Origin of the sequence: Rathayibacter sp. AY1D2 (assembly GCF_002932695.1) — a bacterium.
Taxonomy (GTDB): domain Bacteria; phylum Actinomycetota; class Actinomycetes; order Actinomycetales; family Microbacteriaceae; genus Rathayibacter.
This window is the reverse complement of sequence record NZ_PSVX01000006.1, coordinates 31,844-45,534: the sequence shown is the minus strand read 5'-3', so window position 1 is coordinate 45,534 and position 13,691 is coordinate 31,844. Positions and strand designations below refer to the sequence as shown.

Below are 13,691 nucleotides of genomic sequence, written 5' to 3'. Positions count from 1 at the left end.
GCGCGTCAGGCGGCCCGCAGTGCGGCGGCGATCTCCTCCTCGATCAGGTCGTGGTTGATCGCCGCGCCCACGCGCAGCCCGTCGGCGGACGAGGCGACGACCTGCGCCATGGGCTCGACCAGCGAGCCCGCGGCGAAGACCCCGGCGACGCCGGTCCGGCCCATCGGATCGACGGCGAGGTGCCGCGCGACTCCCGACGGGTGGTCGGCGAGCTCGAGGCCGAGCCCCTCGGGGAGCCGCCCCTCGACCCGCGGGCCGACGACGAGCGCGTCGAGCTCGTGCCGCCGACCGTCGATCACCACGCCGACCAGGCGGTCGTCCTCGACGAGGACCTTCTCGACGCGGCCGGGCACCAGAGCGATCCCGCGGGCGGCCAGCGCCGCCGCCTCGTCGCCGGCGGGCGCGGGTGCGCCGTGGAGCAGGATCGACGTCCGGTCGCTGAGCTGACGGAACATCTGCGCCTGGTGCCCGGCGAACGAGCTGCCGAGCACGCCGATCCGCCGGCCGCGCACCTCGAAGCCGTGGCAGTAGGGGCAGTGCAGGACGTCCCGTCCCCAGCGGGCGCCGAGCCCGGGGATCTCCGGCAGCAGGTCGCGGACGCCGGTCGCGAGCAGGAGGCGGCGCGCGCGGAGGACCGTGCCGTCGGCGAGGGTCGCGGTCACGCCCTCGGCACCCGCGGAGGCGCGGACCGCCTCGCCCTCGACCACCCGGGCTCCGTAGCCCTCGGCCTCGGCGCGCGCCAGGCGCACCAGCTCCGTGGGCGGGACGCCGTCGCGGGTCAGCACGTTGTGGGCACCGGGCGAGGGTGCGTTGCGCGGAGGTCCGCCGTCGACGACGAGGACGTCGCGGAGACTGCGGCCGAGGGCAGTGGCGGCGGCGAGGCCGGTGAAGGAGGCGCCGAGGATCAGGACGTCGGCGGGGGCGGGGACGGACGGGCCGGTGGGGGCGTCGGTGGAGGTCATGGGTCGATGCTCCGCCGCCCCGGGGCGGGCCGCGAGGATCCGTGCCGTTCCGGCATGCGGCGCGACCGCACGTGCCAGGATGGCGTCGTGCCCGAGACCCCGCCCGCCCCGTCCGACGACGAGATCGTCGCCGCCGTCGGGCCACGGCTCCGGCGCCTGCGCACCCGCCGCGACCGCACGCTCGCGTCCCTCGCGGCCGAGACCGGCATCTCGGCGAGCACCCTCTCGCGCCTCGAGAGCGGAGGCCGCCGCGCGACGCTGGAGCTGCTCCTCCCGATCGCCCGCGCCCTCGGGGCGCCGCTCGACGAGCTCGTCGGCGCCGCGCCGGAGGATCCCCGCGTGCACGGCCGGCCGGTGCGCCGGAACGGCATGCTCATCCAGCCGCTCAGCCGCGACGCGGGCGCGCTCCAGGCGTTCAAGCACACGCTCCCGGCCGGGCCGGTGACGGAGCCGGCGGAGCAGCGCGCGCACGAGGGCTTCGAGTGGCTCTACGTGCTGAGCGGGCGGCTCCGCCTGCGGCTCGGCGAGCACGATCTGGTGCTGCCGGCCGGCGAGGCCGCCGAGTTCGACACCCGGGTGCCGCACTGGTTCGGCCGCGCCGACGAGCAGCAGGTCGAGTTCCTCAGCCTCTTCGGCCGCCAGGGCGAGCGGATGCACGTGCGCGCGTCAACGCGCCGCTGAGCGCGGTCACGCCGCGCCGAGCACCTCGCGCGCGAAGCCCTCGGTGCGCGCCCGCAGAGTCGCGATCCGCTGCGCTCGCGCCGCCTCGAGGTCGAAGCCGATGTAGGCCACCGACGGGCGCCGCCGCACGTTCACCGAGCACTCGAAGCGGGAGCAGACGAGCGTGCCGAGCGAGTCCCCCGCCCGCCCGGCCGCTCCGGCCTTCCGCGCCCCGAAGAAGACGACGTCGTTCGGGAGCTGCACGTCGCGGCACCACGAGCACTGCGCCCGCGAGCGCGGCAGGGCGTCGGCCTGGGTGAGCAGGACCCCGACGAGGCGCTCCTCCAGCGGCACGACGACGTAGGCGCGGCGGCCCATCCTCCGGTCGCGCCAGCCGAGATGGTCGATGACCGACCAGTCCAGCGCGTCGAAGTCCTTCGGCAGCGCGAGGTCGGCGACCTCCTTGCGGGAGGCGTTGACGAAGGACTCGCGGATCTCGGTCTCGGTCAGTGGCTGCATGGCGCTTCCGAGCCTAGGCCGGGATCAGCCCAGGTGGGCGACGGCCTCCTTCGGAGCCTGAGCGAGGAACTCCTCCTTCTTCACCCGGATCATCGCGACGGCGACGACGGAGGCGACGACCAGCCCGATCGCGGCCGCGACGAAGACCGCGGAGTAGCCGTCGACGAAGGCGACCGGCGACTGCTGCTCGCCCGCGACTCCCGCGTAGAGGGTCGTGAAGATCGACAGCCCGATCGAGCCGCCGATCTGCATGGCGGCGTTCGCGGTCGCTCCGGCGGCACCGGCGTCGTGGGCCGCGACTCCGGTGAGCGCGAGGTTCTGCAGCGGCACGAAGACCATCGCCATGCCGACGCCCAGGAGGATCAGCGCGGGCAGCACCTCGAGGAGGTAGCCGCCGTCGGGGGTGATGCGGCTCAGGTAGAGGAGCCCGGCCGCCGCGATCAGCGGGCCGACGATCATCAGCACGCGCGGGCCGGTGCGCGGCAGCAGCTTGGCGGCGACTCCCGCGACGATCATGATCGTCACCGTCATCGGCAGGTTGGCCAGGCCCGCCTCGAGCGGCGGCAGGCCCAGGACCAGCTGCAGGTGCAGGGTCAGGTAGAGGGTGGAGCCGATCATCACGCTGCCGACGATCGCCTGGACCAGGAAGGCTCCGCCGCGGACGCGGTCGGCGACGATGCGCAGCGGCAGCGACGGGTGGTCGGAGCGGGCCTGGATCCGCACGAAGAGGGCCAGCAGCAGCACGCCGACGAGGAGGAAGCCGAGGGTGTCGACGCGGAGCCAGCCCTGCTCGGCGAGGGTGAAGCCGTAGACGACGCTCGCGAGCCCGAGCGCGACGGTGATCGTCCCGGCGACGTCGAAGCGGTTGCGCCCCTCCGCGCGGCTCTCGGTGACGAGCAGCTGGCCGGCGATCGCGCCGACCACGACGACGGGGACGTTGACGAGGAGGCACCAGCGCCAGTCGGCGAACTCGGTGAGCAGCCCGCCCAGCACGAGGCCGACGGCGGCGCCCGCTCCGGCGACCGCTCCGAAGACGGCGAAGGCCGTGCCCCGCTCGCGGCCGGAGGGGAAGGAGACGGTGAGGAGGGCCAGAGCGGCCGGAGCGAGCAGCGCGGCGAAGGCGCCCTGCAGCCCGCGGGCGGCGATCAGCTCGGTGCCGGAGGTGGCGAGGCCGCCCCAGGCGGAGGCGGCGCCGAAGCCGATCATCCCGATCAGGTAGGTGCGCTTGCGGCCGGTGTAGTCGGCGATGCGGCCGCCCAGGAGCAGGAGCGCGCCGAACGCGAGGGCGTAGGCGGTGACGACCCACTGGCGCTCGACGTCGGTGAGGCCGAGATCGGCCTGCGCGGCGGGGAGGGCGATCGTGACGATGGTGCCGTCGAGCACGACGACGAGCTGCGTGAGCGCGAGGATCACGAGCACCCACCAGCGGCGGGCGGAGGAGGGAGCGGACGGGGAGGGCATCGCGGCCTTTCACACGGAGCGGAGCGGGACCGGCGGGTCCGGATCCGAGCCGCGTCATCGGGGCCGAACCACCCCAACCAGTTGGTTGGGCGAAGAAGAGTGTATCGTTCGAGCGCCCGGAGGTGAACCATGGAGCCGACATCCGATGCGGCGCTGCCCGCGCGCGAGCGGATCCTCCGCGCGGCCTCCGTCGAGTTCGCCGCCCACGGCTTCGCGGGCGCCCGGGTCGACCGTGTGGCCGCGGCCGCGGGTCTGAACAAGGAGCGGCTCTACGCCTACTACGGCGGCAAGCGCGGCCTGTTCGTCGCGACCGTCGTCGAGGCGCTCGGCGCTCTCGACGAGACGCTCCTCGCCGAGGCGGCGGACCTCCCCGACCTCGCGGGCCGCATGTTCGACCACGTGTGGGAGCACCCGGAGTTCCTGCGCCTGCTCACCTGGGCGCGCCTGGAGGGAGCCGGCGTCTGGGAGGAGGCCGGCGAGCAGCTCGGCGGGGTCCCCGCCCCCGAGGCCCGGGTCCTCGAGTGGCAGCGCGCCGGCGTCGTCGACGCGAGCTGGTCCGCCGACGACCTCTTCATCGCCCTCCTCGGCCTCTGCGAGATCTGGCACCTCACCCCCTTCGCTTCCCGGGGCGGGGAGGAGACGCGCGACCGCCGCCGCGCCTTCGTCGTGCACGTCGCGCAGCTGGTGGGCGCACCGCGCTGAGGCCGACCCCTCCCCCGGCAACGGAAGCGACGTCGGCATCTCCGATCCGGACGCGGTGGACGGGGCGGCTCATCCCTCCGAGCCGGAACCCGACGGATCGGACTGGAGTGGGAGGTCCCACGGATCCGGCTTCGGGACGACCCCTTCATCACCCGGAAGGACCGCGCCCGCCGCGCGCTGAGCCTCGTCCTCGAGGAGGAGTGATTCGAAATCGCCGGGCGCGCACGGCATCTCCGCCCCGATCATGTACATCTCCTCGACAGCGCCGGTGACGAAGCTCGCCCGCAGCACCGGTCCGCCCTGCCCGTAGACCGTCGGGCGCGGAGTCGAATCGGTCACTCTCACCGTCATCCCCAGCGACTCCCAGTAGTCCGCGACCTTCCGCGCATCCCCCTCGACATCGGTGCCCGCCGGGGCCCACCAGGCGTAGCTGTAGCTCGCACCGCTCACCCGGTCGCCGGGGCCGCACACATCGGGCCTGGCCGCGCCGCTCCGCGGCCACCACCCCTCCACATCGAGCCGCCCCGCGGAGTCCCGCACGAACTCCACCACCCGATCCCGACCCTCCCGAGGACTCATCGTGCTCACCGGTCTCGCCTCCTTCTCCGTTGCACAAGCGTTCATCGACATCACGAGCAGAGCGGCGACGGTCAGCGCGACGCCCGTCCGCTGAGGAGAGCCTCTACCCGCCATGGGAGGCTCCCACGACCGCCTTCTGGAAGGCGGTCGGTCCGAGCGGCCGGTTCTCGGTCAGCAGGTCGAGTCGCCGGGAGACGGCCCACGCCGCGTTCTGCAGGGACTCGGTGTTCGTGTCGAGGTACCCCGCGAGATCGCCGTCGTCGCTCTTCAGCGCAGCGTGATCCGTCACGATCCTCCCGGCGTCGCCTCCGGTCTCCACACCGAAGACGCGCGCGCCGAAGTCCTCGTCAGCGGGATCCGTATGGTGGTTCCAGCTGAAGGCGCGGCCCATCCACGCGGCCTCGTCGCCGCTCTCGGTCTCGCCGAGGTACTTGTCCCGCGCCTGCCCCGCGAAGACGGATTCCGCGTGCAGGTCGCTCGCCTCGTCGACGCTGTCCGGGAGGCCGGCCGAGCCCAGCGTCACGACGACCCCGAGCTCGACGTCCGAGCGCGAGGCGGCGACGGCCATGACGGTGCTGCCGTAGGAGTGGGCGACGACGTTCGGCTTCGGCAGGTCGTCGCCCCGGACCGCGGAGAGCCCCTGGACAGCCGAGGCGAGTGCGGCGCCGCCGGCGACGGCTTGGTTCGAGGTGAGGACGTCCATGCCGTTCCCGCCGAGCCGCGCCATCGGCGGGGTCTCGTAGCCGATCCAGGAGACGACGGCGCTGCCGGGCGGGAGGAGCGACTGCAGATTCTGCGACGCCTTCGCCCATCGGGTCATGCTCTCCGTCGTCTGCCCCATCCCGGGGACGGCGTAGGTGACGTTCGTGGCGGTGTCGGGATCGCCGATCGAGACAGCGGCCAGCGGAGGCTCGTCGGCGGTCAGGGAGACGAGGAAGCGCGAGTCCTGACCGAGACCGCGCCGCAGCGATGCCCGCACGTCCCTCAGCGCCACCAGCTGCGACTCCACCGCCGCGAGTCGCTCCCCGTCGCCCGCCTTCCCGCGCAGGCCCGCCGCCTCGCTCCTCAGCGCCGCGATCCGCGCCCTCAGCGCCCTCTCGTTCGCCCTCGCCCGGGCGCGGTAGGGCACCCCCTCCAGATTCCCGATCACCCCGGGCAGACCGGCGACCAGCGCCTCCTGCTGCGGCGAGAAGATCGCGCCGTCCGTGGAGTCGAGGCTCCGCCACCAGTCGTTCACGAGGGTCGGAGCCAGTCGCCCGAGGCGCGCCGCGAGGTCGGGCGACGCCGCCAGGAGTGTCGCGAGATCGTCGGACGAGAGCGCCGCGAGGGAGTCGAGCAGGCTCCGGCCGCCCCGGGGCCGCGCCAGGGTGCCGACGGCGTCGAGGACGGGAACGGAGAGCGCCGCTCCCCCGGCGGCGGTGAAGGCCAGGGAGATCTGCTCGACCCAGGTCGCGTCGGCCGCACCGATCGACAGCAGCTCGCGGAAGCCCCGGAGCACCGAGAAGGACTCGACCGGCGCCCACGAGCAGCGGTTGCCGAAGGCTCCCCAGGCGGCCATCAGATCCTGGAGCCGGGAGCGCATCGCCTCGTCCGCCTGCCGGGTCTGCGAGACGAAGACGTCGAGGCGCTCGGGGTCGGCGGAGGTCGTGCCTCCCGCGGCGGGGCCGCCCGGGGACGTGCGGGGCACCGACCGGGGGGAGAACAGCGCACGGATCGGCGGAGGCACGACCGGCCGATCGGACGGCGGCCGGTCGACGACCTCGTCGACTCCCGCCGCGAGGGCCGCGACCGGATCGAGGCGGCGCTGCTGCTCGCGCTCGTCCGCCCGCCGCTCCCAGGCCGCGTACTCCTCCCGGCGCCGACGCTCCTCCTCGGCCTTCCGTGCCACGAGCCGAACCGTGTCGGCGAGCTCGTGCAGCTCGGCGCTCAGCCGACCGCGGTTCTCCCTGTCGCAGAGGCGGACACGGCGGAACAGCTCGGCGTACGCGCCGCGGAACTCGCCCAGTGCGTACTCGGCAGCGACGGACCTCAGCAGCTCCTGGGAGGCGAGCGCCTCCGCCGCCTCGTCCGAGGCGCGGACCAGCTCCGCCGCTGCTGCATGGTCGAAAGAGAACAGGGTCATCGCCTCCTGAGTGAGAACATCTCAGGAAATGTAGAACGACCACGACGGCGTCGGCACCGGGTGGCGCGAGACGGCGCGCGGTCAGCGCGCCCGCGCCGCGTCCGGCGGCACGCAGAAGTGGCGCGGACCGCATCGGTCCGCGCCACTCGTTCAGATCACGCGGCTCACTCCGCCGCGGTCAGCCGCTCCAGGTATCCCGCGAACGCGCGCAGGTCCTCCTCGGGCCAGGCGCTCAGCGCCTCCTGCATCCGCTGCCGCTGACGGCCCCCGAGGTCGCGCATCCGCTCGCATCCCGCCGCGCTGAGCGAGAGGAACCGCGCTCGGCCGTCGGCGGGATCGGAGGTCATCTCGACCAGGCCCAGCTCGGCGAGCTGGCGGGCCTGGCGGCTGATCGCGCTGCGGTCGACCCCGAGCCGCTCCGCCGCGGCGCCGGAGTGGACCGGACCGCAGCGCTCGAGGATCCGCAGCAGCCGCAGTCCGAAGGGCGGCAGCGCCGGGTCGATCGACGCCGCCGCGTCCCGGACGGCGAGGCGCACCTGGACGGCGAGCACGGTGATCTGCTCCTCGACCTCGTGCAGCGCCTCGGCCGAGGGCGCGGCGGCGGGCATCAGGAGCGCTCGATCACGTCGACGGAGCCGGTGGGAGCAGCGTGCCGGGCGTGCCCGATCGGCTCCTCCTGCCGCTCCTCGTCGGCGTGGCGGCCGTGTCCGGCGGGAGTGGCCTCGCGACCCTCCCGGGCGTGCGTCGCGTCGTCCGTCCGCCGGGCCTGGCCGACGGGGCGGAGCGCCGCCTGGCCGTCCGAGGCGGCGATGAGGGCGTCCTCCGCGGCCTGCAGCGGAGTGGTCGGCTCCGCCTTGAGCTGCACCGCGTTCTTCGAGCCGAGGCTCACGTTGGGCAGGAGGACGACGGCGATCAGCGTGACCACGGCGAGCGGGATGCTGTAGAGGAACACGTCGCCGACGCCGATCCCGTAGGCGCTCTCGACCACGACGCGCACGGCGTCGGGCAGGGTGGCCGGCCGCGGGATCGTGCCGCTGCCCAGCGCCTGCGCGGCGAGAGCCTGGTCGGCGGGAGCGAGCCCCGCGATGCCGGTCTTGATGCGGTCGGCGATCACGGTGCCGAGCATCGAGCCCAGGACCGAGACTCCGACGGTGCCGCCGAGGCTGCGGAAGAACGTGACCGCGCTGGTCGCGACGCCGAGGTTCTTCACCTCGATCGAGTTCTGCACCACCAGGACGAGGTTCTGCATCAGCATGCCCAGGCCGGCGCCGAGGACGGCCATGTAGATCCCGACGAGGACCAGGTCCGTGTCGTAGCGGAGGGTGCTGAGGAGGGAGGTTCCGATCACGGCGAGCACGCCGCCGCTGATCATGATCGCCTTCCACTTGCCGGTGCGGGAGATGATCCCGCCGAAGATCGTCGAGGCGATCAGCAGGCCGGCCATCATCGGGATGGTGAGCAGGCCCGACTGGGTCGGCGTGGCTCCGCGGGCCAGCTGCATGTACTGCGCGAGGAAGACGGCGACGCCGAACATCGAGACGCCGACCGAGATGCTCGCCACGACGGCGAGGCTGAAGGTGCGGTTCTTGAACATCCCCATCGGGATGATCGGCTCGGCCACGGTGAGCTCGGTGATCACGGCGGCGATGAGCAGCACGACGGCGCCGCCGACCATGACCGCGGTCTCCCACGAGGCCCAGTCGAAGTTCTTGCCGGCGAGGGAGACCCAGATCAGCAGGAGCGAGACTCCGCCCGCGATGAGCACGGCGCCGAGGTAGTCGATCCGCACCTTGCGCTTCGGGTGCGCGGGGAGGCGGAGGGTCATCTGGAGGAGGACGATCGCGACGATCGCGACGGGCATCGCGATGAAGAAGTTCCAGCGCCAGCCGAACGCGTCGGTCACGACGCCGCCCAGGAGCGGGCCGCCGACGGTGCCGATCGCCATCACGCCGCCGAAGAGGCCGGCGTACTTGCCGCGCTCACGGGGGCTGATGATGTCGGCCATGATGATCTGGCTCAGCGCGGCGAGTCCGCCGGCGCCCAGGCCCTGGAACACGCGGAAGACGATCAGCATGTTCGTGTCCTGCGAGAAGCCGGCCAGAGCGGAGCCGATGACGAACAGCCCGAGGGCGAGCTGGATCAGCAGCTTGCGGTTGAACAGGTCGGCGAACTTGCCCCAGAGCGGGGTGGAGACCGTGGTCGCGAGCAGGGTCGCGGTGACGACCCAGGTGTAGGCGTTCTGGTCGCCCTTGAGGTCGGAGATGATCCGGGGCAGCGAGGTCGACACGACCGTGCCCGCGAGGATCGAGACGAACATGCCCAGCAGCAGGCCGCTGAGCGATTCGAGCACCTGGCGGTGCGACATGGCGCCGTCCGGCCCGGCGGGGGCGTGCGGCGCGGTGGTTCCGCGCGATGCGGCGCGGTGTTCGGGGTGTGACATGGGCTCCTCTTCAGCACGGCGGCGGTTCTAGTTGACCGCGATCAACTATTGACCGAGAGCAACTATATAGCCGGGCGTCACGAATCTCCAGTGGCACTCTGCTGCCGTCCAGGCGCCGCTCCGGCCGCGCCTATCCTCGGAGCATGGACAACATCGATCGGAAGATCCTCGATCTGCTGCGCCAGAACTCCCGCGCGGGCTACGGCGACATCGGCGGCGTGGTCGGGCTCTCCGCCTCCGCGGTGAAGCGCCGCGTCGACCGCCTCGTGGCCGACGGCGTGATCCGCGGCTTCACGATCAAGGTCGACCCCGCGGTCGACGGCATGGCCACCGAGGCCTACGTCGAGCTCTTCTGCCGCGGCACCGTCGCTCCGGACGAGCTCCGCCGCATCCTCTCCGCGGTCCCCGAGGTCGTCGACGCGGGCACGGTCACCGGCTCCGCCGACGCGATCGTCCACATCCGCTCGCGCGACATCCCCAGCCTCGAGCTCGCCCTCGAGAAGGTCCGCATCGCGCCCAACGTCGACCACACGCGCTCCGCGATCGTCCTCTCCCGCCTCATCCAGCGCAGCGAGGCCTGACGGATCGCGCCACCTCCTCGACGCGCGTCGCGACCGCCTGGTACTCCATACCTGTATGGTGAATCCAGGAGGGCGAGCGTGAGCGACAGGGAACAGGCCGGTACGGCGGCACGACGGAGACGGCGCATCTGGCTGATGCTGCCGGCACTGTTCGTCGGCGTCCTGGCCGGGCACCTCGTCGCGACCGCGGTGGGCGCCGAGGATCCGTGGGACGTCGTGGTCACCGCCGCCGTCGCGGCAGCGGTGGCGTCCGTCGTCCTCGCCCTCGTCGACCGGCGGCGCTGAGCCCTCCCTCCTGGATCGGAATCCGAGGGAGGGAACGACGATGGAACGACAGAGGACGAGCACGGCACTGGTCGCGGCGGCGGCCGCTCTGCTGGCGGTGCCGCTGTTCACAGCGCAGGCCGCGCACGCCGAGCCGGCGAGGCAGGAGACGAGCAGCCGGGTGCACCTCGAGGCACGGGGCGGATCGGCGTCGACGGTGACCTTCGACGTCACCGACGGCACTCGGATCGTCGAGCTGGCGGGCGGCGGGGTCGGCTTCACGGACGGCGCCGAGACGTCCGACACACTCCCGGAGAGGATCGACGTCGGACGCGGCCGCACCGTGTCGGGCCACTGGTCGATCGACGACTCCGACACGCTCACCTTCCACTTCGCCCCGGACTCGGCGTCCCGCTCCGCGGTGCGCGGCCTGCACCTGAACAGCGACTGGAGCTCGCCCGAGTGGGGCCACTGCGTCGCCGGAAGCGGCGTCAGCGGTGCCGCGACCGGCGGGGTGATCGGTGCGATCTCCGGTCCCGGCGCGATCGCCTCCGCGACCGGCGGGCTGCTCGCGGGGATCATCGGCGGAGCGATCACCTGCTGAGCGCCGCCTCCTGAACGACCCGGATCAGGCGGGCGCGTCCGCTGCGGTGTGGACGCGCTCCCCGCCGATCCAGGTGCCCAGCACCCGGGTGTCCCCGATCGCCCCGGGGTCGCCGGCGAAGGGGTCCCGGTCCAGCAGGGCGAAGTCCGCCGCGAGTCCCACGGCGATCGAGCCCGACTCGCCCTCCAGGCCGTTCACCCACGCCGAGCCGGCCGTGGAGGCGGAGAGGGCGGTGGCGAGGTCGAGGCGCTGCTCCGGGAGGAACACCTCCTCGCTCCACCCCGGCTCGCGCTCGGACGGCGCCGAGAGGCGGTTCACCGCGACGTGGATCGCGGCGAGCGGGTCGGGCGTCGACACCGGCCAGTCGCTCCCCGACGCGAGCACCGCGCCCGAGCGGAGCAGATCGCCGAACGGGTACTGCCACGAGCCGCGCCGCTCACCGAGGAACGGCAGCGTCAGCTCCACCATCTGCGGCTCCGCCGAGGCCCACAGCATCTGCAGGTTCGCCGCGACGTCGAGCGCACGGAAGCGCGGCAGGTCGTCCGGATGCACGACCTGCAGGTGCGCGAGGTGGTGGCGGTTGCCGCGGCGCCCGTTCGCCTCGATCGTCCGGTCGACCGCGTCCAGGCACTCGCGCACGGCGCGATCGCCGATCGCGTGGAAGTGCACCTGGAACCCGGCCGCGTCCAGGAGCGGCACGGCCTCGTTCAGGAGGCGCGGGTCGACCATCGAGAGGCCGTCGCCGTGACCGTGGCCGCCGTGCCCGTCGAGGTAGGGCTCGAGCATCGCCGCCGTGAAGTTCTCGGCGACCCCGTCCTGCATGATCTTGACGGTCGTCGGAGCGAAGCGGTCGGCGGCGAGCGCCGCGCGCCGCTCGACGAGCTCCGGGATCTGCTCGACGCCGCGGCCCCGATCCCACCACAGCGCACCGCGGACGCGCCCGGTCAGCTCGCCGCTCAGCGCCGCGCGGCGGTACACCGGACCGGGATCTCCCACATCGCCGTAGGAGCCGATGATCGCGTCCTGCCACGCCGTCACTCCGAACGAGTGCAGGGTCTCCTGCCCGAGGAGCAGCGCGCGGTGGAGCTCGTCCGCGCTCGCGGGCGGGAGGTGGCGGCGGACCGCGTCCATCGCCCCCTCGTGCAGGGTGCCGGAGGGGGTGCCGTCGGCCAGGCGCTCGATGCGGCCGTCGGCGGGGTCCGGCGTCGTGCGGTCGATCCCCGCGAGGCGCAGTGCGGCGGAGTTGACCCAGGCACCGTGCCCGTCGGCGTTGGTGAGGAAGGCGGGCCGGTCAGGGACGACCGTGTCGAGCTCGCGGGCGGTCGGAGTGCCTCCGGGGAAGTCGGGCAGGTTCCAGCCGCCGCCGAGGATCCACTCCGCTCCGCTCTCCCGAGCCGCGTACTCGGCGACCGTCGCCAGGTGCTCGGCGGGCGACCCTCCCGCTCCGAGCCAGCAGCGCAGCAGCGCGGCACCGCCCCAGACCGGGTGCACGTGGGCGTCCTGGAAGCCGGGGACGAGCATCCGGCCCTCGAGGTCGACCACCTCGGTGCGCGGCCCGATCAGGTCGGAGGCGTCGGCGCCGACCGCGACGATCCGCCCTCCGACGACAGCGACGCCGTGCGCTCGGGAGCGCACGGCGTCGGCGGTGAAGACGGCGCCGCCGGTCAGGACGAGATCGGCGGCGCGCACGGGTTCAGAAGCCCGCGGGAGCGAAGGCCTGCGTCATCTGGGAGAAGAGCGACACCGTCCAGCCGATCGCGATGAGGAACGACACGACCACGACGCCGAGGAAGACCCAGAGCGGGAGGAGTCCGCCGCCGGTCACGCGCTTCACGACCACGCTGCGGCCGATCACGTAGACGTAGGGAGCGGCGAGGAAGGCCCACGCCCAGTGGAACGGACGCTGCAGGCCGGCTCGCTTCAGCTGGCGCCAGTCGAGGAAGGCGAAGACGACCTCCGCCGCGTAGATCAGGAAGCCGACGACCTGGAGCACGCCGAGGCCGACGAGGTAGGCGGTCGACATCCCCATCGAGGAGCTCGGCCCGTAGGTCGAGGCCATCGACGAGTCGACGATCGCGCTCGGCGGGAGGAGGAAGATCGACAGCGCCGAGAGCAGCGGCAGGAGAACCACCACCCAGATCCACGGGGTGGACGTGACGATGCTCGTGTCGCGCTGCTGCACGGGTGCTCCCGGAGCCGCGGCATAGGCCGGGTACTGCGGCTGCTGCTGGCCGTAGGGCTGCTGCGGCTGCTGGCCGTACTGCTGGGGAGCCTGCTGGCCGTAGCCCTGCTGCGGCTGCTGCGGCTGCTGCTGGCCGGCGCCCTGCTGGCCGTAGCCCTGCCCGTAGCCCTGCTGCCCGTAGCCCTGCTGGCCGTAGCTCTGCTGCGGGTCGGCGGACGACGGCTGCTGCGGATACCGACCCGAGGCCGACTGCCCGTAGCTCGTCGCCGCTCCGCTCGACGTCTCCCCGTAGGCGGGACGCTCGGCGGGCGGCGCAGGCGGAGTCGGTGCGGTCGGCGGAACGGGAGTCGCGGCGGCCTGCGCCGACCCGCTCTCGGCCGGGGCGGTGGGAGTGGCCGCCGGCGCGTCGCGGAGCGACTCCGTCCAGCCGGTCCCGTCCCACCAGCGCTGACGGGACGAGCCCGCCGGGTCCGGGTACCACCCGGCGCGGGGTCCGGAGGCCTCGCCGCCCGTGCTCGCGCCCTGGTCCGTGCCGGTTCCGTTGTCGTCCGTCATGGCGTCCTCCACTCCCCTCCGGGCGTCTGCCCGCGATCTCGGACCACCGTAGCGCCGCGA

14 protein-coding genes are annotated in these 13,691 nt (G+C 73.4%); 5 read left to right on the top strand and 9 right to left on the bottom strand.

Annotated features, from left to right (window positions below):
• Positions 1 to 5: 5 nt before the first annotated feature.
• On the bottom strand, positions 6 to 962 hold the full coding sequence (locus tag C5D04_RS02545) for an NAD(P)/FAD-dependent oxidoreductase (RefSeq protein ID WP_104347181.1): 957 nt from the start codon (positions 960 to 962) through the stop codon (positions 6 to 8).
• 87 nt (positions 963 to 1,049) lie between these two features.
• Between C5D04_RS02545 and C5D04_RS02540 the strand changes: the two genes are divergently transcribed.
• Complete coding sequence (locus tag C5D04_RS02540; RefSeq protein WP_104283164.1) at positions 1,050 to 1,643, top strand: helix-turn-helix domain-containing protein; 594 nt, start codon at positions 1,050 to 1,052, stop codon at positions 1,641 to 1,643.
• A 6-nt stretch (positions 1,644 to 1,649) separates the two neighbouring features.
• Here the strand turns inward: C5D04_RS02540 and C5D04_RS02535 are convergent, their stop codons facing one another.
• Both C5D04_RS02535 and C5D04_RS02530 read right to left on the bottom strand, forming a co-directional pair.
• Complete coding sequence (locus C5D04_RS02535) at positions 1,650 to 2,141, bottom strand: FBP domain-containing protein (RefSeq protein WP_104347180.1); 492 nt, start codon at positions 2,139 to 2,141, stop codon at positions 1,650 to 1,652.
• 24 nt (positions 2,142 to 2,165) lie between these two features.
• Entirely contained in the window at positions 2,166 to 3,602 is a 1,437-nt protein-coding gene (locus C5D04_RS02530; RefSeq protein WP_104246903.1) for an MFS transporter, read from the bottom strand.
• 129 nt (positions 3,603 to 3,731) lie between these two features.
• On the opposite strand from C5D04_RS02530, the gene C5D04_RS02525 reads away from it, so the two are divergent.
• On the top strand, positions 3,732 to 4,304 hold the full coding sequence (locus tag C5D04_RS02525) for a TetR family transcriptional regulator (protein WP_104297647.1): 573 nt from the start codon (positions 3,732 to 3,734) through the stop codon (positions 4,302 to 4,304).
• Positions 4,305 to 4,373: 69 nt separating this feature from the next.
• Here the strand turns inward: C5D04_RS02525 and C5D04_RS02520 are convergent, their stop codons facing one another.
• From C5D04_RS02520 to C5D04_RS02505, 4 genes are all read right to left on the bottom strand, one after another.
• Complete coding sequence (locus C5D04_RS02520; RefSeq protein ID WP_146079695.1) at positions 4,374 to 4,754, bottom strand: hypothetical protein; 381 nt, start codon at positions 4,752 to 4,754, stop codon at positions 4,374 to 4,376.
• Positions 4,755 to 4,986: 232 nt separating this feature from the next.
• Positions 4,987 to 7,005 (bottom strand): alpha/beta hydrolase, encoded by a 2,019-nt coding sequence (locus C5D04_RS02515; protein ID WP_104347178.1) that lies wholly within the window; start codon positions 7,003 to 7,005, stop codon positions 4,987 to 4,989.
• Positions 7,006 to 7,169: 164 nt separating this feature from the next.
• Positions 7,170 to 7,613, bottom strand: a complete 444-nt coding sequence (locus C5D04_RS02510) for a MarR family winged helix-turn-helix transcriptional regulator (protein WP_104222853.1) — start codon at positions 7,611 to 7,613, stop codon at positions 7,170 to 7,172.
• Positions 7,613 to 9,370 carry an MDR family MFS transporter gene (locus C5D04_RS02505; RefSeq protein WP_104347177.1) on the bottom strand — a complete coding sequence of 586 codons (1,758 nt, stop codon included), beginning with the start codon at positions 9,368 to 9,370 and terminating at the stop codon, positions 7,613 to 7,615. The genes C5D04_RS02510 and C5D04_RS02505 overlap by 1 nt, the downstream gene beginning before the upstream one ends.
• A gap of 218 nt (positions 9,371 to 9,588) precedes the next feature.
• Between C5D04_RS02505 and C5D04_RS02500 the strand changes: the two genes are divergently transcribed.
• From C5D04_RS02500 to C5D04_RS02495, 3 genes are all read left to right on the top strand, one after another.
• Positions 9,589 to 10,026, top strand: coding sequence for an Lrp/AsnC family transcriptional regulator (locus C5D04_RS02500; protein ID WP_104222855.1), 438 nt, complete (start codon positions 9,589 to 9,591; stop codon positions 10,024 to 10,026).
• 78 nt (positions 10,027 to 10,104) lie between these two features.
• Positions 10,105 to 10,311: a hypothetical protein gene (locus tag C5D04_RS17850; RefSeq protein WP_146076614.1), complete on the top strand. Its 207-nt coding sequence runs from the start codon at positions 10,105 to 10,107 to the stop codon at positions 10,309 to 10,311.
• A 40-nt stretch (positions 10,312 to 10,351) separates the two neighbouring features.
• Positions 10,352 to 10,894, top strand: coding sequence for a hypothetical protein (locus C5D04_RS02495; protein ID WP_104347176.1), 543 nt, complete (start codon positions 10,352 to 10,354; stop codon positions 10,892 to 10,894).
• 24 nt (positions 10,895 to 10,918) lie between these two features.
• On the opposite strand, the gene C5D04_RS02490 is transcribed toward C5D04_RS02495, so the two are convergent.
• Together C5D04_RS02490 and C5D04_RS02485 are read right to left on the bottom strand one after the other, a co-directional pair.
• Complete coding sequence (locus tag C5D04_RS02490; protein WP_104347175.1) at positions 10,919 to 12,583, bottom strand: amidohydrolase; 1,665 nt, start codon at positions 12,581 to 12,583, stop codon at positions 10,919 to 10,921.
• A gap of 4 nt (positions 12,584 to 12,587) precedes the next feature.
• Positions 12,588 to 13,631, bottom strand: coding sequence for a DUF2510 domain-containing protein (locus C5D04_RS02485; RefSeq protein WP_146087829.1), 1,044 nt, complete (start codon positions 13,629 to 13,631; stop codon positions 12,588 to 12,590).
• Between the last annotated feature and the right edge of the window lie 60 nt (positions 13,632 to 13,691).